This window comes from Methylobacterium variabile (assembly GCF_001043975.1).
Classification (GTDB): Bacteria; Pseudomonadota; Alphaproteobacteria; order Rhizobiales; family Beijerinckiaceae; genus Methylobacterium; species Methylobacterium variabile.
Map to the genome: position 1 here is coordinate 1 of NZ_LABY01000127.1, position 18,746 is coordinate 18,746.

The following is an 18,746-nucleotide window of genomic DNA, read 5'->3' on the forward strand; positions in this document are numbered from 1 at the left end:
CCCCGCGGAGCGCAGCGCCCCTCCGGTCCGCTCCGCCCGCCTGCGGCTCGCGACGATCTACGGCGTCACCCGCCTGCGGCGGCGCCGGGAGCGCGAGGACGGCACGGCCGGGATGTGAGTGACGGGCCGTCCTGCGACGGCCCGCCCAGACGGTCAGATGTCCGAGGCGGCGCGGGTGCGCTTGTAGTCCTGGCTGCGCTCCATCAGCACCTCGTGGCTGAGCCGCGCTTCCGGATAGGCCGCGGTGACCCGCCACCCGTCCTGCCAGCCGCCCTCTTCCTTCAGCTTCACGTATCCGCCCACGCGGGCGAAGCGCTCCGGCAGCCAGGTGACTTGTTTCGTGACGTGCACGAGCCGATGGCGGGACAGCTCGCACTGGACGTAGTGCGTGGTCATGACCTTTCCTCTTCTGCGAACACACAGCAGCCGAATCCGGGCAAAGAAAAACCCCGAGGGCTCGCGCCGTCGGGGTTGCATGCAGACAAGAAGCGTGCGCTCACGTCACCGCGTGGGGAACCCCGGATATGCGAGCGCGCGAACCATCGTCTGCCGTCCTTCTGCTGAGGATCAGGGCGTAACTTGGCGGGACGCCTTCCGTCAAGCCTGACTCTGCGCCAGCTCCCAGCCCCGCTCGGCGAGCGCGATGCCGAGCGCGCCCTTCTGGCTCGCCTCGTCGCTCGAGGCGTTGCCCGCCTTCGAGCGGGCGAGCACGCCCTCGAGGATCACCGCCAGGCGGAACAGCGCGAAGGCGACGTGGAACGGCGTGATGCCGTCCCGGCGCCCGGTGCGCTCGCAGTAGCGGCGCACGTACTCGTCCTGGCTCGGGATGCCGAGGGCCTGAAGGTCGCGCCCGAGCATGCCGCGATAGGCGGTCGGGTCGGTGTTGTAGGCGATGCAGTTGTAGCCGAGATCGGCGAGCGGATGGCCGAGCGTCGCGAGCTCCCAGTCGATGATGCCGATCACCCGCGGCTCGGTCGGATGGAAGATCATGTTGTCGAGGCGGAAATCGCCGTGGCAGATCCGGGTCTCGCCGTCGTCCGGCGGCATGTGGGCCGGCAGCCACTCGGCGAGGCGGTCGATCGCCGGGTTCTCGCGGGTCTTCGAGGCGGCCCACTGCTTCGACCAGCGCTCGGTCTGGCGCTGGAAGTAGTTGCCGGCGCGGCCGAAATCGGCGAGCCCGATCGCCGCTGGGTCGACGAGGTGCAGGCGCGCCAGGGCCTCGTTCATGCCGTAGTAGATCGGCGCCCGCTCCTCGCGCGGCAGCTCCGGCAGCGTCGGATCCCAGAACACCCGGCCGTGTAGCCGCTCCATCAGGTAGAACGGCGTGCCGATCACCGCCGGGTCGGCGCAATAGGCCACCGCCTGCGGCACCGGTACGTCGGTGCGCGAGAGCGCCTGCAGCACCCGGAACTCCCGGTCGACCGCGTGGGCGGAGGGCAGGAGCTTGCCCGGCGGCTGCTTGCGCAGGACGTACTCGCCGGCCTCGGCCATGACCAGGAAGGTCGGGTTGGATTGCCCGCCGCGCATCTGCCGCAGCTCGCGCAAGGCCCCCAGCCCCTGCTCGGCCAGGAACGCCTCCAGCGCCTCGGTGGGGAAGCGGTGGGCCTCCCGCACCGGGATGGTTTCGGGCAGGGCAGACGGGGACTGGGCAGTCATGCGACCTTCGCGGCCTCTCTCGCGCGTTTCCGGTCGGGACCATGCCCCAGGCGAGGGACGGGGTCATTCCTGCACCGCAGCAATTCGACCGAGCGGCGGTGTAGCCCACTGATTTCGCCGCATTTTCCGGCAATCGGGTGGGCAAGCGCGCCACCCCTGATTAGAGTGCCCGCATGATTCGCGCACATCTCCTCGCCGCCGCCGGCCTGTTGGCCCTCGTCCTGCCGGCCGCCGCCAAGCCCAAGCCCAAGGCAGAAGCCGCTCCTCCGAGCCTCCAGGCCAGCCCCGTGGGCACCTTCGGCGACTGGAACGTCTTCGCCGCCGGCGAGGGCAGGGCGCGCATCTGCTACGCCATCAGCCAGCCGCAGGTGCGCCTGCCCAAGAGCCTGAAGCGCGACCCGGCCTACCTGTTCGTCACCGTGCGCAAGGGCGAGAAGGTGAACAACGAGGTTGCCGTGATGCTGGGCTTCGCGCCCAAGCCCGGCAGCACGCAGGCCACCACCACCGCCGCGGCGAACGGCGCCGTGCCGACGCCGGCCGCCTCGGCCTCCGATCCCAGCCTGGCGATCGGCTCGGCCCGCTACGCCCTGGTGGTGAAGGGCACCAACGCCTGGGTCCAGAACCCGGCCGACGAGAACAAGGTCGTCGCCGAGATGGGCCGGGGCAAGAAGGTCGTCATCAAGGCCGTCTCGCAGCGCGGCAACGCCTCCACCGACGAGTACGCCCTCGACGGCTTCGGCGAGGCGATGAAGCGCACCCGCGAGGAGTGCAAGTAACGGACGATCAGCTTGGCAAGCGAGGGAGCAGGTGTCTCCTCTCCCCCGCGGGCGGGGGAGGTGAGGGTGAGGTGCCGGAAGAGGCTCCTCCGGACACCCCCTCACCCTCGCGGCGAACCTGCGGTTCGCGGCTTGCTGTTCCCCCTGAACGGCGGATCTCCTCCTCTCCCCGCCCGCGGGGAGAGGAGGAGATCCGTGCCTCTTCTTGTCCCCGGACATCCTCTGTCTTCAGGGTATTTCCCGCCGCCCCATCGCGTTCCGGCCCGAATACCCCTATATGCGGCCCTCATCCGCTTCATTCGAAGGTCTGTAATACCATGGCGACGGCGTCGTTCGACACCGCCCGGCGCGGGAATGGCGCCCTAGCAGCACAAGCCCCGGCAATCGAGAAGACGCCCGATATCCGTCCCGAGGCGCTGGAGGCGACCGGCCCGACCTCCCTCGTCGGCCTGACCCGGGAGACCCTCAAGGGGCGCCTCGCCGCCCTCGGCGTGCCCGAGCGCGAGCAGCGCATGCGCGCCGGCCAGCTCTGGCACTGGATCAACGTGCGGGGTGCCGCATCCTTCGACGAGATGACCAACGTCAGCAAGGTGCTGAAAGGCCAGCTCGCCGGAATCCACACCCTCGACCGGCCCGAGGTGGTGAGCGAGCAGGTGTCGCGCGACGGCACCCGCAAGTGGCTCATCCGCATGCCGCCCACCGGCCGGCACGACCACAACCGCGGCGCCGAGATCGAGTGCGTCTACATCCCGGCCAACGACCGCGGCACTCTCTGCGTCTCGTCCCAGGTCGGCTGCACCCTGACCTGCTCGTTCTGCCACACCGGCACGCAACGCCTGGTACGCAACCTCTCGACCCAGGAGATCGTCTCCCAGCTCGTCGTCGCCCGCGACCGCCTCGGCGACTGGCCGGGGCAGACGCCGCCGAAGGGCGCCTTCGTGCCGGTCGACGGCTCGCGCTTCGTGTCGAACATCGTCTTCATGGGCATGGGCGAGCCGCTCTACAACGTCGACAACGTCATCGACGCGGTCGGCGTGATGAGCGACAACGAGGGCCTCGGCCTCTCGCGCCGGCGCATCACCGTCTCAACCTCCGGCGTGGTGCCGCAATTCGAGCGCCTCGGCCTCGAGGCGAACGCGATGCTGGCGATCTCGCTGCACGCCGTGCGCGACGACCTGCGCAACGAGCTGGTGCCGCTCAACCGCAAGTACCCGATCCGCGAGCTGCTCCAGGCCTGCCGCGACTATCCGGGCGTGTCGAATGCCCGCCGCATCACCTTCGAGTACGTGATGCTCAAGGGCGTCAACGATTCGGACGCCGAGGCGAAGGAGCTGGTGCGCCTGCTCAAGGGCATCCCGGCCAAGATCAACCTGATCCCGTTCAACCCCTGGCCGGGCTCAAAGTACGAGTGCTCGGACTGGGAGCGGATCGAGCGCTTCTCCGAGATCGTGTTCAACGCCGGCTACGCCTCGCCGGTGCGCACGCCCCGCGGCCGGGACATCCTGGCGGCCTGCGGCCAGCTCAAGAGCGAGACCGAGAAGCTGCGCGCCCGCGCCCGCCTGATGCTGGAAGAGGGCATCGGCGCCGAGGGCGTCTACGCCGCCGCCCACGACGATTGATGTCCGATTGATGTCCCTCGGCCGTCTCCTCGCCGTCGCCGTCGCCGTGCTGATGGCGATCGCCTGCGGCGCCCTCGCCCTCGGGATCGGCGTCGTCATGGATCCGGTGCTGCGCGACCTTCTCGGGACCCTTGGTCTCTCGGGCCTCGAGGCGGTGCTGTCGGACCTGGCGGAGGGCTACGCCCCGGATCCCGGCATGGTCGAGGCGGCTCTGGACCTCGGGCGGGCGATCCTGCTCCTCGTCGCGGTACCGCCGGCCCTCAACGCCCTGGTCGGCGAGGTGCTGGGGTGGCGGGCGCTTGCCTGGTACGGCGGGGCCACCGGCCTCCTCACCGCCCTGCTGCCCTGGCTGATGCGCGGCGCCGGCGGGCCGGTCGGGGCGGGGGAGGGCCGGGTGACGGCCCTGCTGTTCTGCGTCGGCGGCGTCGCCGGCCTGGTCTACTGGTTCGCCGCCGGACGGTTCGCCGGGCGCGGTCCGGCGACGATGTGGGCCGCGCCGCGCCGTTAGCAGCTGTTTAGCTGGCCGGGTGGGGATCAGCGCGCCGTGAGCAGGATGCGGGCCGCGAAGGTCCCGAACAGCCCGGCGAACAGCCAGTCGATCCCCCGCATCAGCCGGGGGCGGGCCTGGAGCGAGCCGGTGATGCGGGCCGCGCCGAGCACCAGCAGGATGCCCAGCGGCAGCGACAGGGCCACGAAGACGAGGCCCAGGAAGGCGAGCTGGCCGGTCGGGTCGGGGGCGTCCGCCCGCACGAATTGCGGCAGGAAGGTGAGGAAGAACAGCACCACCTTGGGGTTGGTGAGGTTCACGCCGAGGCCGAGGCAGAAGGTGCGCCACAGGCCGCCCCGCACCGTCTCGGCCCGCACCGTGAGGGCCGAGCCCCGGCGAACGGCGTCGATGGCGAGCCAGGCGAGGTAGAGCGCGCCCACCACCTTCAGCACCGTGAAGGCGGTGGCGGAGGCCGCGATCACCGCCGAGATGCCGAGCACCGCCGCGAGCGTGTGGATCAGGGTGCCGAGGCTGGTTCCCAGCACCGTCACGATCCCGGCGCGCCGTCCCGACCCGATGGTACGGGCGAGCGTCAGGCTCATGTCGGGACCGGGCGTGACGAACAGCACCAGGCAGGCGGCGAGGTAGGCGAGCAGCGTCGGGGTGTCAGGAAGGAAGCTCATCGGGCGGCTCCGCGGGAGGCTGTCCCGGTCTGTACCCGCCCCGAGGCCCGGCGCAAGCCGGGCTGAAGCCCCGCGAGTGCCCCTGAAACGGGGTGCGCCCGCCCGGGGGGAGGCCGGGCGGGCGCGGACGACGCCGGTGATCGGGGTGGCGTCAGAAGGTGATGCCGCCCTCGATCATGTAGCGGTCCTGCGAGGTGCGGTTGCCGGTGCGGCCGAAGCCGCTGCCGATCGTGCCGGCGGTCAGGTCGCCGCGGACGGTGTCGTAGAGCTGCACCCGCGAGTACTCGGCGCGCACGAAGTAGCGGTCGAAGGTGAAGGTCGGGGTGATCGTGAAGGACAGGGCGGAGCTGCCCGGGCCGTAGAGCAGGCTGGTGAGGCCCGAGAACCTGTCGCCGGTCTGGGTGATGTACTCGACGCGGCCGGCCAGGGCGAAGTTGTCGGTGAAGGCGTAGTTCGCCAGCACCGCGCCGCCGTAGGTCGAGGCGCCCTCGACGATGCCGATCTTGAAGTCGCGCGCGACGTTCGTGTACTGGAAGTAGGGCGTGATGGTCCACGGCCCGTTCGAGTACGTGTAGTTGATCGACAGGATGCCGCTGTTCTGCTGGAAGAGCGGTGTCGCGAACGAGTAGCGCACGCTGCGCGACAGCACGTCGGTGCGATCGAGGTTGAGGCCGCCGTTGATGCCGAAGCTGTTGTTGTCGTCCAGCTTGTAGGTGATGGCGCCGGTGAACCAGCTGAGCTTGCCGGAGAAGAATCCGTCGGTGCCGGCCACCGACGCCGACCACGGGCCGTCGCTGTAGTTCACCTGCACGCCGTGGTTGATGATGTTCTCCTGGTTGAACAGCAGGCCGCGGGAGATGTTGAAGTTCTGGAAGGTGAACGGCGCCTCGGTGCCGATCAGCGTCGGCATCCGGCCGCCCTGGATCGACCAGTTGTCGTTGATCACGAACTTGCCGAAGGCCACCGGGAGCGGCGTGAACAGCAGGTCGGTCTGGTCGAGGGCGCTGAGATTGATGAAGCCGAGCGCCGGGATCGCGTAGGCGCCGGCCTGGACGTAGAACTGGAACGGCCCGTCGGCCTTCTGGACCCAGCCCTGGATGTTGGTGAAGTCGACGCGGCTGCCGCGGTCGGTCGGAAGCGTCGAGCCGGGCAGCGCGTAGGGGAACGGGTTGGTCTGGGTGTAGGCGTAGCCGGTGATCGCGCCGCCGACATAGATGTCGCCGAAGCCGCCGAGCGTGAAGCAGGACGGGTTCGGGTTCGGCTTGATGAAGCCGCCATAGGCCGGCAGCGACAGGGTCGCCTTGCAGCGCTCGACAACCGCCACCGGAGCAGGGGCCGGGGCGGCCAGGTCGGCGGCGTGAGCGAAGCCGGACGACAGCAGGGCAACGGTCAGGCTGCTGAAGGTGAAGCGCATTGCCACGGTAGGAGAATCCATCTGGAAGCCAACTGTGGCCAAGCTGGCAGTGTGGCCGCATCGTGGCAAAACCTTTTCTTGTGCGTTTGCTCAAAAAATAGGCATTTTAAGACCTGACGAGTGGGTGTCTGTTGCTCCGTGTCTTTCGCGCAACGCAATCGGATACTTGGCGGATGTGTGAAGGCGGTTTTGCTCTGGCGCCATGGCGCTGCGGAAGGTCGGCGCGGGTTGCTGCGACCAGGATAGAATTGGCTCGTGCCGGGGCAGAAGACCCGGGTTGACAGCCGTCGACCGGGCGACGGCTCACGTCTCCGCGTCCAGCGTCCGCCGCAGCCAGTCGACGAAGGCCGCGGCGGCGGGGGAGAGCGGACGGTCCGTCGCCGGCAGCGCCGCGAAGCCGCCGGGAAAGCGACGGAACCCGCACGGCGCGACGAGCCGGCCCGCCGCCAGCTCGTCGCGCACCAGGAGCCGCTCCACCAGGGCGACGCCGAGGCCGGACAGGGCGGCCTCGATGCACAGGCCGTTATGCGGGAAGGCGAGGTCCCGCCCCGCCTGGACGCGCCAGCCCGCCGCCTCTTCCCAGGCCGGCCAGGAATGCGGCGTGTACTCGTGGCCGATCCGGGTCTCGGCGTCGAGCCGCCCGTCCTGCGCCCGCACCGGGTAGCCGGGGGCGCAGACCGCCCCGAAGGCCACGTCGCCGAGGCGGATCGCCCGCGCCTCGTCGCGGATCGGGTGGGCGAGCCGGTCCCAGCTCAGCACCAGGTCGGCGCCCTCGTCGCGGATCTCCCGGGCCGAGGTCATCGAGAGCCGCACCTGCACCGTCGGCCGCTCGCGGTAGAAGCCCGAGAGCCGCGGCACCAGCCAGCGCATCGCGAAGGTCGCCCCGCAGGCGAGGTGGACGTTCGGGCCGCGCCCGGCGTCGCGCAGGCGCTGGTAGCCCCGCTCGATCTGGTCGAGCGCCCCCGCGACCACGACCCGGAACGCCTCGCCGGCGGGCGTGAGCCGCAAGCCCGTGCCGGCCTTCTCGAACAGGACGGTGCCGGCATGCTCCTGCAGCGCCCGCACCTGGCGCGACACCGCCCCGTGGGTGCGCCCGAGCTCGTCCGCCGCCCGGGTCACCGAGCCGAGGCGCGCCGCGGCCTCGAAGGCGCGCAGGGCGGAGAGGGGAGGCAGGTGACGCATCGGGCAGTCCGTGAGCTTTGCGCACGAAGCGCCGTGAAGAACTCAATATACGGTGGCGGCCGTGCCGGGTAGCAGGAGAGCGCCAGAGACAGAAGGAGATACGTCGTGGCCGCCATCGTCATTTCGTTCCCGACGCAACCCGTCGCGGGCCGTCCGCGGGACCTGATCGTGAGCTGCGCGCACGAACCGCGCCTCGTTGGCGTCGCGGTCCTGAAGGGCTGGCTCGGGCGCTGGACGGCCCGGCGGCGCCTCGAACGGGACCTGTACACGATGACCGACGAGACCCTGGCCGATATCGGCCTCACCCGCGGGGAGGCCCTCGCCGAGGCGCGCCGCCCGTTCTGGCAGGCCGGCGGGCACGACGCCGGGTAGGGCGCCGATCCCTGCCGGCGGCGCGAGGACCAGTCCTTATGCCCGCGGCCGGTTGACCGGCCGCGGCACCGCTGCCAGCCTGATCCCGCACGGGGCCTGCCAGAAGACGCCCCGCCGGGAGGATGAATCGTGTCCCTACGCGTCCGCGCCGCAATCCTGCACCACGCCCCCGTCGCGCGCCCCTACGCCGAGACCCGGCCCCTCACCATCGAGACGATCGAGCTCGACCCGCCGGGGCCGGACGAGGTGCTGGTCAAGATCGCGGGCGCGGGCCTGTGCCACTCCGACCTCTCGGTCATCAACGGCGACCGGGTGCGGCCGGTGCCGGTCGCCCTCGGCCACGAGGCCTCCGGCATCGTCGAGGAGCCCGGCCCCGGGGTCACCGACCTCAAGCGCGGCGACCACGTCGTGATGTCGTTCGTGCCGACCTGCGGCGGCTGCGCGCCCTGCCGCGAGGGACGCGGCGCCCTGTGCGAGCCGGGCAACGCCGCCAACGGCCGCGGCACGCTGCTCTCCGGCGCCAGGCGCATCCGCTGCGACGGCGCCGAGGTGAGCCACCACAGCGGCGTCTCGGCCTTCGGCGAGTACGCGGTGATCTCGCGCCGCTCGATCGTGAAGATCGACCCCGAAGTGCCGCTCACCGAGGCGGCCCTGTTCGGGTGCGCGGTGATGACCGGCGTCGGCGCGGTGGTGAACACCTGCCAGGTCCGCATGGGCCAGAGCGTGGCGGTGGTGGGCCTGGGCGGCGTCGGCCTCTCGGCGCTGATCGGCGCCGTCGCCTGCGGGGCCGGGCGGATCGTCGCCGTCGACCTGTCGGAGGACAAGCTGCGGGTCGCCCGCGAGCTCGGGGCCACCGACACGTTTCTCGCCTCCGATCCGGACGCCGTGGCGGCGATCCGGGACGCCACCGACGGCGGCGTCGACTACGCCCTCGAGATGGCCGGCTCAGTCAAGGCCTTCGACACCGCCTACCGGATCACCCGCCGCGGCGGCACCACGGCGACCGCCGGCCTCGCCAACCCGAACCACACCTTCACCCTGCCGCCGGTCGGCCTCGTCGGCGAGGAGCGGGTGGTGCGGGGCAGCTACATGGGCTCCTGCGTCCCGGCCCGGGACATCCCGCGCTACATCGCCCTCTACCGCCAGGGCCGCCTGCCGGTGAACAAGCTGATGACCGGCACCCTGACCCTCGACCAGATCAACGAGGGCTTCGACCGCCTCGACCGCGGCGAGGCGATCCGGCAGGTCATCACCATGTGAGCGCGCCGATTGCTGCGTGATCGCGGCGGCCGCGCCGCAGCGTTCGCGGTCATCGGAGCGTGTCGGACGGAGCACGCCCCGAGTTTTTCCGGCACGGATCTCCGCGCTCGACCGCCGCGGCGGCCGCGCGGTGCGGCGCTGCACTTGCCCGCGGCGGGACGTCCATGCATCGATGGCGGACCTGCCGCGATGAGGGCCCGGCCTGCTTGCCGCCGTGCCCGAAGGATTGTCTCAAGGACGTGTCATGGGGCTGTTTCAGGATGCCTTCTCCCGGTTCGGCCGGGTCGTCATGTCCTATGCCGGCGATACCGCCTTCCTCCACGCCGCCTGCTCGGCGGCGGCGGCCGTGATCCTGGCCGACCAGGAGATCGACGAGGAGGAGATCGAGACGGCGCTCCAGGACCTCAGCAACAACCCGATCCTGCAGAAGTCCTACAGCGTGCTGAAGCTGGAGCAGGAGCTGCACGAGGCGATCGCCCGGGCGAAGAGCCGGGCCGGCCGGGTCGAGAACCTGCGCTTCGTCGCCGCCATCGCCGACCGGCCGCTGGAGCAGCGCCAGGACGTCTTCCTCATCGCCGCGGACGTCGCCGACCAGGGCGGCATCAGCGCGCTGGAGCACAAGGCCCTCGACGAGATCGCCGAGGTGCTCGGCGTCGAGAAGGCGGCCCTGCTCGGCGTCTAGTACCGCTGCGCCGTCGAACGGACTCGTTCGACGGCGCGGGCTAAGCCCGAACGGGCGCCGGCGCTCATGCGCCGGACGCTTTCGCATCGACGTGTCGATGCGAAAGCGCGAAGGTATAAGGGCCTGACGCCTGCGATCTCCGCCATATCTCCTCCCTGTCTCGAGACGGCGGGAGGATGTCGCGATGGATGTCGGATTTCTCGGGCTCGGCCGGATGGGCCGGCCGATGGCCCTCAACCTCGTGAGGGCCGGCCACCGGGTCCGGGTCTGGAACCGCTCGCCCGAGGCCGCCGAGGCCCTGCGTGCCCACGGCGCCGAGCCGGTGGCGAGCCCGGCCGAGGCCTTCCGGGGCGACGCCGCCGTCACGATGCTCGCCGACGACGCGGCCCTGCGCGCGGTGATCGTCGAGGGCGGCCTCCTCGACCAGGCCGAGCGGCCCGGCCTCCATCTCGGCACCAGCACGATCTCGGTCGCCCTCGCGGAGGAGCTGGCGGCGGTCCACGGCCGGGCGGGCGTGGCCTACGTCTCGGCGCCGGTCTTCGGCCGGCCCGACGTGGCGGAGATGGGCAAGCTCAACATTCTGGCCGCCGGCCCGGACGAGGCGATCGCCCGGGCGCAGCCGCTCCTCGACGCGATGGGGGCGAAGACCTGGCGCTTCGGCGAGGCGCCGGCCCGGGCCAACGCCGTCAAGCTCGCCGGCAACATGATGATCGTCGCGGCGGTCGAGGCGATGGGCGAGGCCGCCGCCTTCGGCGCGGCGCACGGGGTCCCGGCCTCCGATCTCCTCGATCTCCTCACGAACACGATCTTCGCCGCACCCGTCTACAAGAACTACGGCGCCTCGATCGCCGCCGGCCGCTACGAGCCGCCGGGCTTCGGGCTGGCCCTCGGCGCCAAGGATGTGCGCCTGGCGCTCGCCGCGGCCGAGGCCGCCCGGGTGCCGATGCCGCTCGCCAGCGTGCTGAGGGACAGCCTGCTCGACGCCCTGGCCCACGGCGACGGGGAGAAGGATCTGGCGGCTCTGGCGACCGCGTCGATGCGGCGGGCGGGGCGGGGCTAGATCCTGTTCGGCGCACCGCCCTTTCCCGGACGACCGAAGCGAAACGGAAGAAGATCCGGGATCCGGCACAGAGAATCGCCGCGAAGCGGCCCCGGCTTCCAGCACCGTTGCGGACAAGCGGTCGCTTCGCGAGTTCCTGTGCTGGATCCCGGGTCGCATTCCGCTGACGCTGCATGCACCCGGGAAAGGGGAGAGCGATTTCAAGGTGCGCGCCCGGTGACTCGCCCTCACGCCCCCGGATCGTTCTCCAGCAGGATCGGCTGCCCGTGCGGCGTCGCCGCCGCGGCGCGGGCGAAGGCGGCGCGGCGCTCGTCCAGGGCCGCCTCGCTGGTCAGCCCCCGTTCGGCGATCAGCGCCTCGATCGTCTCCAGCCACAGGGCGTAATCCGTCGTGCGATGGCCGGATCGCCCCAGGGCGGCGGCCCATTCGGACCAAGTGAACAGGCCGGCATCGTGCAGCGATACCACCAGCGCGAAGGTCTGCGCCTCCCAGGGGGCGGCGAAGACCGGGGGCTCGGGCGGGCGGCTCACGCGGCGGCGCTCCGGGCCGGCTCGAGGTAGCTCTCGAAGGCGTTGACCGAGACGGCGAGGCCCGGCTCGGCATCCTCGCCCCACAGCTCGATGCCGGAGAAGCGCACGGTGTAGAGCCATTGCGGCGCCTCGCCGGCGAGGGCCGCGTTGGTGTCCGGGAAGACGAAGCCGCCGTGGATCCGCTCCACGATGCCGGTGCGGCCGCGGACGTAGCGCGGCAAGCGGGTGTGGCCGGTCGGGTTGACGACCTTGGCCCGCACCTCGTCGCCCACCGCGAACCGGGCGGGCGTCGCCACCGGGCGGTCGCTCGGGAAGCCGCGGGCAAAGAGCGGCGCCACCTCCTCGGCCTTCAGCACCCGGGCGACCGGGGCCGGGGGTGCCAGCGCGGCGCCGGCGGCGAGCTCGCCGGCCTCGACCAGGCCGTGCTGCTGCACCTGCTTCTCCAGGGCCCGGAACCAGATCCGGTAGTAGCTGGAGGTCAGGTACTCGCCGGGCGGCAGCGATTCGCGGGCGGCGCGGCTGGCGTCGAGGTTCCAGGTGCCGGTCGCGCCCATCGCCATCGCCATCGCGAAGACCCGGCGCTCCCAGGGCGCGTGGAACCGGGGCTCGTCCGCCTCGAGGCCCAGCGGGCCGAAGCCCTGCATGCCGCCGAGATCCTGTCCGCCGTTCATGCGCGTGCCCCCTGGTCGGGGCTCGAGGGGAGCCCGGTGCCGATCATCGAATCGCGGGTGACGAGGTCGGCGAGCGCCGCCTCGTCGAGGTGATCGGTGCCGGGGGGGCGCATCGGCAGCACCATGTAGCGGAGTTCCGCGGTCGAATCCCAGACCCGGATCCGTGTCTCGGCCGGCAGCACCGTGCCGAACTCCGCGAGCACGCCGCGCGGGTCGATCACGGCGCGGGAGCGGTAGGGCGGCGCCTTGTACCAGACCGGCGGCAGGCCGAGCACCGGCCAGGGGTAGCAGGAGCACAGGGTGCAGACGACGAGGTTGTGCTCCTCGGGCGTGTTCTCCACCACCACCATGTGCTCGCCGCCGCGCCCGCCGACCTCGAGCTCGCGCATCGCCGCGCTGCCGTCGGCGAGGAGCCGGGCCTTGAAGGCGGGGTCGACCCAGGCCCGCGCCACCACCCGGGCGCCGTTATGCGGCCCGACCTTGGTCTCGTAGGTCTCGATCAGCGTGTCGAGGGCGGCCGGATCGATGTAGCCCTTCTCGACCAGGATCGATTCGAGGGCGCGCACCCGCAGCTCCATCGGCGACAGTTCGCTGCCGTGCGGGTGGTCGTGCGCGTGGTCGTCACCAGGGTGCGCGTGGTGGTGGTGATCGTGGTCTTGCGCCATGCAGGGCCTCCCGGAGCCGCGAGGATACGCGGGAGGCGCTCACACCGCCACCGTCACGGACGCACGGCCGGGCTCTCCACGGTCAAGGGCGCGGCGCGCTGCATCAGGTAGAGGGTCAGCGCCACCGCCTCGGGGGCGCCGGCCGCGAACGGCTCGGCCCGCATCCCGGTGAGGCAGTTGCGCAGGCGTCGCTCCAGCGAGCCGAGGTCCTGCCATTCGAGCCGGTAGAGCGGGTAGCCGTTCGGATGGCCCTGCGGGATCGTGGCGGCGCCGAGGCGCCGGCCCCACTGGGCGTCGTGGCAGCCGGCGCAGGAGAATCGGAGCTGGCCCAGCGGCCGCGTGAACAGCGCCCGCCCCTCGGCCCGGGCGGGATCGAGGCGGGGATCGGCCGGGGGTGCCAGCGGCAGCCCGCGGGAGAGGTTGCCCAAGTAGGCGGAGAGGGCGAGGAGATCGTGCCCCTCCCGCGGCAGCGGCGTCGCGGCCTGGTGCCGGGTGCGGCAGAGATTGATCCGGCCCTCGAGGTCGACCGGCCGGCCCGCCGCCTCGTCCCAGGCCGGGTAGCGGGCGGCGACGCCGCGCATCGCCGCCTCCGCGTGGCAGCCGGCGCAGGATGGGGCGCCGGGGGCGGGCGCCCGGGCGAAGAGGTCCGCCCCGTCCTGGACCCAGAGCATGCCCGGATTGGCGGTGTCGTCGGCTTGCATCGCGCGGGTCTCGGGCGCCATCTGGTCGTAGCCGGAGCGGCGCTCGGCGGGCGGGATGCCGTCCGCCGCGGCCGTGCCGACGAGCAGGACCGCGAGGGCGAGGCTGCCGAGCGTTCGCGGGCTCGATGCGCGCATGCGGGAGTGATCCTGGAGTGCTCCTCTCGGGGCCCGCGAGCCTACACGCCGGCACGCCCGCCCGCACGCCGGTCCGCGTTGTGCGGCCCCGGGATGGACGTCGAGCCTCGTCGATGTGGACGTCCCGTCGACCGGGCGCAGGTCGAACCACTTGGCGCAGCTCGACCCGGGCGTCAGATCGGCCGAACCTCGCCCGGACGCAGCTTGAGCCGGGCCGCGAGGCGATCCGAGAGGGTGCCGCTCAGCTCCACCGCCGCCTCCGGCGCCACCGCCTGCACGGCGGCCACCGCCGTCAGGGGATCGGTCGCCATGGCGACGTAGACCCGCAGGGCCGGGGCGCTGGCCCCGTCGTCGGCCGCCGAGACGGCGACGGTGAAGGCGGTTTGTTTCGGCTTCTTCGCGGGCATGGGGTTCTATCGCACGGTGCCGCGCCGCTGTCTGCGCTCAAGCTGTGGCTGCATGCGCGGGTTCCCGCCTCGGCGAGCCTCGCTGCACCCGAAGCCCTGGGCTCGCTGCACCCGAGGCGCGGGCCTCGCTGAACCGTGACTTGCGCCGCCCGTCGTTCGCCCCGATGTCCGCTGCAAGACGCCATGCCCCGAGGGGACGCACCATGCACATCAAGGTCAAGCGCGCCTGGGAGATGCCCGAGCGCCTCGCCACGCCCGAATCGATCTTCCTCAACCGCCGGGCGCTCCTCGGCGGCAGCCTCGGGATGGCCGCGGCCTCGCTGGCCGGCGGGTCGGCGCTCGCGGCCGTGCCGGGGGAGGGGACGGGCGCGGTGAAGACCGCCGACCTCTACCCGGCCAAGCAGAACCCGGCCTACACCCTCGACCGCGCGGTGACGCCGGAGCGCTACAGCGCCGACTACAACAATTTCTACGAGTACGGCACCAACAAGACGGTGACCCCGGGCTCGAACGCCCTGAAGGTCCAGCCCTGGACGATCAAGATCGATGGGCTGGTGGAGAAGCCGTTCGAGATCGGCTTCGAGGACCTGGTGCGCAAGATGGCGCTGGAGGAGCGGCTCTACCGCCACCGCTGCGTCGAGGCGTGGTCGATGGCGGTGCCGTGGACCGGCTTCCCGCTCAGTGCCCTGGTGGCGCTGGCCAAGCCCACCGGCGACGCCAAGTACATCCAGATGCAGACCTTCCTCGACAAGGCGATGGCGCCGGGCCAGCGGGCGTTCTTCTACCCTTGGCCCTACACCGAGGGCCTGACCCTCGCCGAGGCCAACAACGAGCTCGCCTTCATGGTGACGGGCGTCTACGGCAAGCCGCTGCTCAACCAGTTCGGCGCGCCGCTGCGCCTCGCCGTGCCGTGGAAGTACGGCTTCAAGTCGGTGAAGTCGATCAACCGCATCACCTTCACGGCGGAGCGGCCGAAGACCTTCTGGGAGGGCCTGCAGGCCTCGGAATACGGCTTCTGGGCCAACGTCAACCCGGCGGTGCCGCATCCGCGCTGGAGCCAGGCCAGCGAGCGGGTGCTCGGCACCGACGAGCGTGTGCCGACCCTGATCTACAACGGCTATGGCGCGCAGGTCGCCGACCTGTACAAGGGGCTCGAGAAGGAGCGCCTGTTCGCGTGAAGCAGGAAAGAGGCCGTCGCATTCGAGATGCGCCGGCCTCTTCGGCTCTCATACGATTTCCGATCGATCGCTTCAGGCGACCGCTGCGCGGTCGCTTTCGCGATGCATAAAATCGGCTTCGCTCAAGCGCCGCGCGGGCTAGTGACAAGACTTCCGGAAGTGATCTTCCGGAAGTCTTGTCACGGCTGGATGAGTAGCCTCCATCGCGATCCAGGGCTCTCGCCTGCGGCGAGCCCCGGGAGACGCGATGGACGGGGCAGGGGCGGGCTGCGACGAACCTCCGTCGCAGCGGGCCGCCTCACGCGGTCCCGTCGCCCTGCAGGTAGCCGGAGCGGCGGCTGTCGGGCATCTGCAGCGAGACCAGGAACGCGATGGCGCACATCGCCGTCACGTACCAGAAGAAGGTGGTCTCGTAGCCGAAGTCCTTGAACTTCAGCGCCACGAACTCGGCCGAGCCGCCGAAGATCGCGTTGGCGATGGCGTAGGACAGGCCGACGCCGAGCGCCCGCACCTCGGCCGGGAACATCTCGGCTTTCACGAGCCCGCTGATCGAGGTGTAGAACGAGACGCAGAGCAGGGCGGCGGTGATCAGGCCGTAGGCCAGGATCGGGTTCTGCGTGCCGCCGATCGCGTGCAGCAGCGGCACCGTCAGCAGCGTGGTCGAGGCCCCGAACAGCAGCATCGCGGTCTTGCGGCCGAACCGGTCGGCGAACATGCCGAACAGCGGCTGCACCACCATGTAGGTGAACAGCACCGCCGTCATCACCAGGTTGGCGGTCTTCTTGTCCATGTGCGCGGTGTTCACCAAGTACTTCTGCATGTACGTGGTGAAGGTGTAGAAGATCAGCGAGCCGCCGGCGGTGTAGCCGAGCACGGTGAGGAAGGCGCGGCGATGGTTGCGCCAGATCGAGGCCATGCTGCCGGCCTCCCGCGAGGTGCGGGTCTCGGCGGTCGAGGTCTCGTGCAGCGAGCGCCGCAGGTAGAGGGCGACCACGGCGGCGCCGGCGCCGATGAAGAACGGGATGCGCCAGCCCCAGGCGGTCATCGCCTTGTCGTCGAGGCCGAGCGTCACCAGCACCACGACGAGGGAGGCGAGGAGCTGGCCGCCGATTAGCGTGACGTACTGGAACGAGCCGTAGAAGCCGCGCTTCCCCTTCAGCGCCACCTCGCTCATGTAGGTCGCCGAGGTGCCGTACTCGCCGCCGACCGACAGCCCTTGCGCCATGCGGGCCAGCAGCAGCAGGATCGGCGCGAAGATGCCGATCTGCGCGTAGGTCGGCAGGATCGCGATGACGAGCGAGCCGGCGCACATCATCATCACGGAGATCAGCATCGAGGTCTTGCGGCCGTAGCGGTCGGCGACGCGGCCGAACACCCAGCCGCCGATCGGCCGCATCAGGAAGCCGATGGCGAAGACCGCCGCGGTGTTGATGAGCTGCACCGTCGGGTCGGCGCCCGGGAAGAACACGTCCTTGAAGTAGATCGCCGTGAACGCGTAGGCGTAGAAGTCGTACCACTCGACGAGGTTGCCCGACGAGGAGCCGATGATGGCCTTGATGCGGGCCTTGTTGTCGTAGGCCGCGATGGTCGGGTTGGACGAGGCGAGGCTGTCGGCGGCGTCGGGCCGCGCGGCCCCGGGCCGGCTCTGGGCAGTGGTTGTCATCGTGGCCTCAGGTCTCCTCCCGGGGGTGAGCGGTGTCGGCGGCGGGTGGCCGGAAGGGTCCGTGGGGCGCCGCGCCGGGCAGGGACTAAGAGAAGAGCGGGCTCGGGTACAGCCCCGCGCGGCGCCCGTCCTGTATTTTTCCGGCCTCCATGCCCGCGACCCCAAGGGTAGATCGCTGACGTAAGGTCATCCACAAAGACATCCGATCCGACGGACCGGCCTCAGATACGCTGCGGAAACAGGACGGACCGCGACTGATATTGCGCGACACCGCGGCAGTCCCGCGGCGATGCCTCACGGCGGGGTCGGGCAGGCCTCCCGCGACCTCGATCCCGGCGCGGCCGTCTCGGCGGCGGCGCGCTCGGCATAGGCGGCGACGGCGGCGTCGAGGTGCGGGCCCAGGCGCTCGCGCGGCGGCGCGATCTCGTCGCCGACCTGCACCCAGCGCGCGCCGGTCCATTCCTGCACGGTGAGCGGGCGGCGGCCGCTGTGGTCGGCGCAGGACAGGCGCAGGCGGCGGGCGAAGCCGACGAGGCCGAGCTCCTTCCAGCGCACCGGGTCGAGGTTGATGGCCTCGAGCCCGCGGCGCATCTCGGACCCGTCGATGCGTCGGCGCCCGGCGAGGGCTTGCGCGTTGCGGATGCCCTCGGCGAGGATCACCGCGGCATAGACGCCGCGGTTGTAGAGCGGGCCGGCGCCCTCGTCCTTCGGCGTCCGGGACAGCCCGGCATCGATCACCAGGAGGTCGATCTGGTCGAAGGCCGGGAAGCTGTCGCCGGGCGCGTGCCAGGTGACGGTGCGCAGGCCCTTGGCGGTCAGGTCCCGGGTTCCCGACTCGGCCCGGGGGGCCGGCCGCAGCAGGTCGTCCTCGCCGGTCCAGCCGACCGTGACGACGCGGTTGAGCGGGAAGCCCGCCGCCGCGGCGTCCCGCAGGGGCGTGCCGGCGAGCCCCGCCGTCGCGTCCAGGATGACGAAGTCGGGATCCGCCGCCCGGGCGGTGCGCCACGGGTCGGTGGCCGGCGCCTCGCCCCCGGCCTCGTCGGGCAGGGCGTAGGCGCGGAAGCCGAGGCCGAGCTCCGCCGCCAGCGCCCGCAGCACCGGCACCGGCTCGCGCCCGGCCGGGCTGTCGCGGTGCATGTAGGCCAGGCTGCGGCCCTGTGGGCTCTCCTCGCTGCCGCCCTGGGCGATCTGCGCGAGGGCTGCCCCGAGGGCGTCCCAGACCGTGGCGGGCGGCGCGAAGGCCCAGGGCAGCGCGTCGCCCCGGGCCATCACGGCGGGCCCGTCGCCGGCGGCGACCAGGGGCGTGCGGTTCGCCGCCAGGCGCGGCAGCAGCGCCAGCGCCGCATCGGCGCTGCCGGGGACGCCCGCGACGCTGCCGCGGGCGACGGCCGCCTCGTAGCAGGCGACGGCCCGGGGCAGCTCGCCGCCGGTCTCGCCCCCCTCGACGTCGAGGGCGACCCCGCCGATGCCGCCGTCGCGCCGGTTGAGCATCGTCAGGTAGTCGGCGATCCCGTTCGCCACCGGGGTGCCGGAGGCGGCCGTCGGGCCGCTGCGCCGGGTCAGCACGGTGAGCGGCAGCCCGTCCGCCGCGGCGGCGGGGCGGGG

20 protein-coding genes are annotated in these 18,746 nt (G+C 71.7%); 8 read left to right on the plus strand and 12 right to left on the minus strand.

The genetic code is table 11. From position 1 onward, the window contains the following. Positions 1 to 153 precede the first annotated feature (153 nt). A complete protein-coding gene (locus VQ02_RS18230) occupies positions 154 to 396 on the minus strand; it encodes a hypothetical protein (protein ID WP_048445627.1) in 243 nt (80 codons plus the stop codon). Between the two features lie 201 nt (positions 397 to 597). Beyond that, positions 598 to 1,656, minus strand: a complete 1,059-nt coding sequence (locus VQ02_RS18235) for a phosphotransferase (protein WP_048445628.1) — start codon at positions 1,654 to 1,656, stop codon at positions 598 to 600. Positions 1,657 to 1,829: 173 nt separating this feature from the next. On the opposite strand from VQ02_RS18235, the gene VQ02_RS18240 reads away from it, so the two are divergent. The 3 genes from VQ02_RS18240 (at position 1,830) to VQ02_RS18250 (ending at position 4,559) form a co-directional block, all read left to right on the plus strand. Continuing rightward, entirely contained in the window at positions 1,830 to 2,432 is a 603-nt protein-coding gene (locus tag VQ02_RS18240) for an invasion associated locus B family protein (RefSeq protein ID WP_048445629.1), read from the plus strand. A 317-nt stretch (positions 2,433 to 2,749) separates the two neighbouring features. Further along, a complete protein-coding gene (gene rlmN, locus VQ02_RS18245) occupies positions 2,750 to 4,051 on the plus strand; it encodes a dual-specificity RNA methyltransferase RlmN (protein WP_048445630.1) in 1,302 nt (433 codons plus the stop codon). 10 nt (positions 4,052 to 4,061) lie between these two features. Further along, positions 4,062 to 4,559 (plus strand): hypothetical protein, encoded by a 498-nt coding sequence (locus VQ02_RS18250; protein ID WP_048445631.1) that lies wholly within the window; start codon positions 4,062 to 4,064, stop codon positions 4,557 to 4,559. A 26-nt stretch (positions 4,560 to 4,585) separates the two neighbouring features. Here the strand turns inward: VQ02_RS18250 and VQ02_RS18255 are convergent, their stop codons facing one another. The 3 genes from VQ02_RS18255 to VQ02_RS18265 all read right to left on the minus strand — a co-directional run bounded on the left by VQ02_RS18255 (position 4,586) and on the right by VQ02_RS18265 (position 7,817). Next, positions 4,586 to 5,221 carry a LysE family translocator gene (locus tag VQ02_RS18255; protein WP_048445632.1) on the minus strand — a complete coding sequence of 212 codons (636 nt, stop codon included), beginning with the start codon at positions 5,219 to 5,221 and terminating at the stop codon, positions 4,586 to 4,588. A 151-nt stretch (positions 5,222 to 5,372) separates the two neighbouring features. Then, the gene (locus VQ02_RS18260) at positions 5,373 to 6,635 is read right to left on the minus strand and encodes a porin (RefSeq protein WP_209437032.1); all 1,263 of its coding nucleotides are present in this window, start codon (positions 6,633 to 6,635) and stop codon (positions 5,373 to 5,375) included. Between the two features lie 303 nt (positions 6,636 to 6,938). Beyond that, positions 6,939 to 7,817 (minus strand): LysR substrate-binding domain-containing protein, encoded by an 879-nt coding sequence (locus VQ02_RS18265; RefSeq protein ID WP_048445633.1) that lies wholly within the window; start codon positions 7,815 to 7,817, stop codon positions 6,939 to 6,941. Between the two features lie 105 nt (positions 7,818 to 7,922). Between VQ02_RS18265 and VQ02_RS18270 the strand changes: the two genes are divergently transcribed. The 4 genes from VQ02_RS18270 (at position 7,923) to VQ02_RS18285 (ending at position 11,191) form a co-directional block, all read left to right on the plus strand. Beyond that, on the plus strand, positions 7,923 to 8,189 hold the full coding sequence (locus tag VQ02_RS18270; protein WP_245239776.1) for a DUF1127 domain-containing protein: 267 nt from the start codon (positions 7,923 to 7,925) through the stop codon (positions 8,187 to 8,189). A 129-nt stretch (positions 8,190 to 8,318) separates the two neighbouring features. Continuing rightward, complete coding sequence (locus VQ02_RS18275; protein WP_048445634.1) at positions 8,319 to 9,449, plus strand: zinc-dependent alcohol dehydrogenase family protein; 1,131 nt, start codon at positions 8,319 to 8,321, stop codon at positions 9,447 to 9,449. Between the two features lie 244 nt (positions 9,450 to 9,693). Next, a complete protein-coding gene (locus VQ02_RS18280) occupies positions 9,694 to 10,131 on the plus strand; it encodes a tellurite resistance TerB family protein (RefSeq protein WP_048445635.1) in 438 nt (145 codons plus the stop codon). Between the two features lie 184 nt (positions 10,132 to 10,315). Continuing rightward, positions 10,316 to 11,191 carry an NAD(P)-dependent oxidoreductase gene (locus VQ02_RS18285; protein ID WP_048445636.1) on the plus strand — a complete coding sequence of 292 codons (876 nt, stop codon included), beginning with the start codon at positions 10,316 to 10,318 and terminating at the stop codon, positions 11,189 to 11,191. A 227-nt stretch (positions 11,192 to 11,418) separates the two neighbouring features. Here VQ02_RS18285 and VQ02_RS18290 read toward each other — a convergent pair whose 3' ends face one another. The 5 genes from VQ02_RS18290 to VQ02_RS18310 all read right to left on the minus strand — a co-directional run bounded on the left by VQ02_RS18290 (position 11,419) and on the right by VQ02_RS18310 (position 14,300). After that, positions 11,419 to 11,721, minus strand: coding sequence for a nitrile hydratase accessory protein (locus VQ02_RS18290; protein WP_048445637.1), 303 nt, complete (start codon positions 11,719 to 11,721; stop codon positions 11,419 to 11,421). Continuing rightward, positions 11,718 to 12,392 (minus strand): nitrile hydratase subunit beta, encoded by a 675-nt coding sequence (nthB, locus tag VQ02_RS18295; protein WP_048445638.1) that lies wholly within the window; start codon positions 12,390 to 12,392, stop codon positions 11,718 to 11,720. Before nthB ends, VQ02_RS18290 begins: the two co-directional genes overlap by 4 nt. After that, the gene (nthA, locus tag VQ02_RS18300) at positions 12,389 to 13,057 is read right to left on the minus strand and encodes a nitrile hydratase subunit alpha (protein WP_048445639.1); all 669 of its coding nucleotides are present in this window, start codon (positions 13,055 to 13,057) and stop codon (positions 12,389 to 12,391) included. Before nthA ends, nthB begins: the two co-directional genes overlap by 4 nt. A 53-nt stretch (positions 13,058 to 13,110) precedes the next feature. Next, entirely contained in the window at positions 13,111 to 13,893 is a 783-nt protein-coding gene (soxA, locus tag VQ02_RS18305; protein WP_048445640.1) for a sulfur oxidation c-type cytochrome SoxA, read from the minus strand. Between the two features lie 173 nt (positions 13,894 to 14,066). Next, positions 14,067 to 14,300, minus strand: coding sequence for a hypothetical protein (locus VQ02_RS18310; RefSeq protein ID WP_048445641.1), 234 nt, complete (start codon positions 14,298 to 14,300; stop codon positions 14,067 to 14,069). A 203-nt stretch (positions 14,301 to 14,503) separates the two neighbouring features. Here VQ02_RS18310 and msrP point away from each other — a divergent pair, with 203 nt between their 5' ends. Further along, positions 14,504 to 15,478, plus strand: coding sequence for a protein-methionine-sulfoxide reductase catalytic subunit MsrP (gene msrP / locus VQ02_RS18315; RefSeq protein ID WP_048445642.1), 975 nt, complete (start codon positions 14,504 to 14,506; stop codon positions 15,476 to 15,478). A gap of 298 nt (positions 15,479 to 15,776) precedes the next feature. Here the strand turns inward: msrP and VQ02_RS18320 are convergent, their stop codons facing one another. After that, positions 15,777 to 17,141: an MFS family transporter gene (locus VQ02_RS18320; protein ID WP_048445643.1), complete on the minus strand. Its 1,365-nt coding sequence runs from the start codon at positions 17,139 to 17,141 to the stop codon at positions 15,777 to 15,779. Positions 17,142 to 17,435: 294 nt separating this feature from the next. Then, positions 17,436 to 18,746, minus strand: a 1,311-nt coding sequence (locus VQ02_RS18325; protein ID WP_048445644.1) for an ABC transporter substrate-binding protein, incomplete at its 5' end; no start/stop codon positions are given.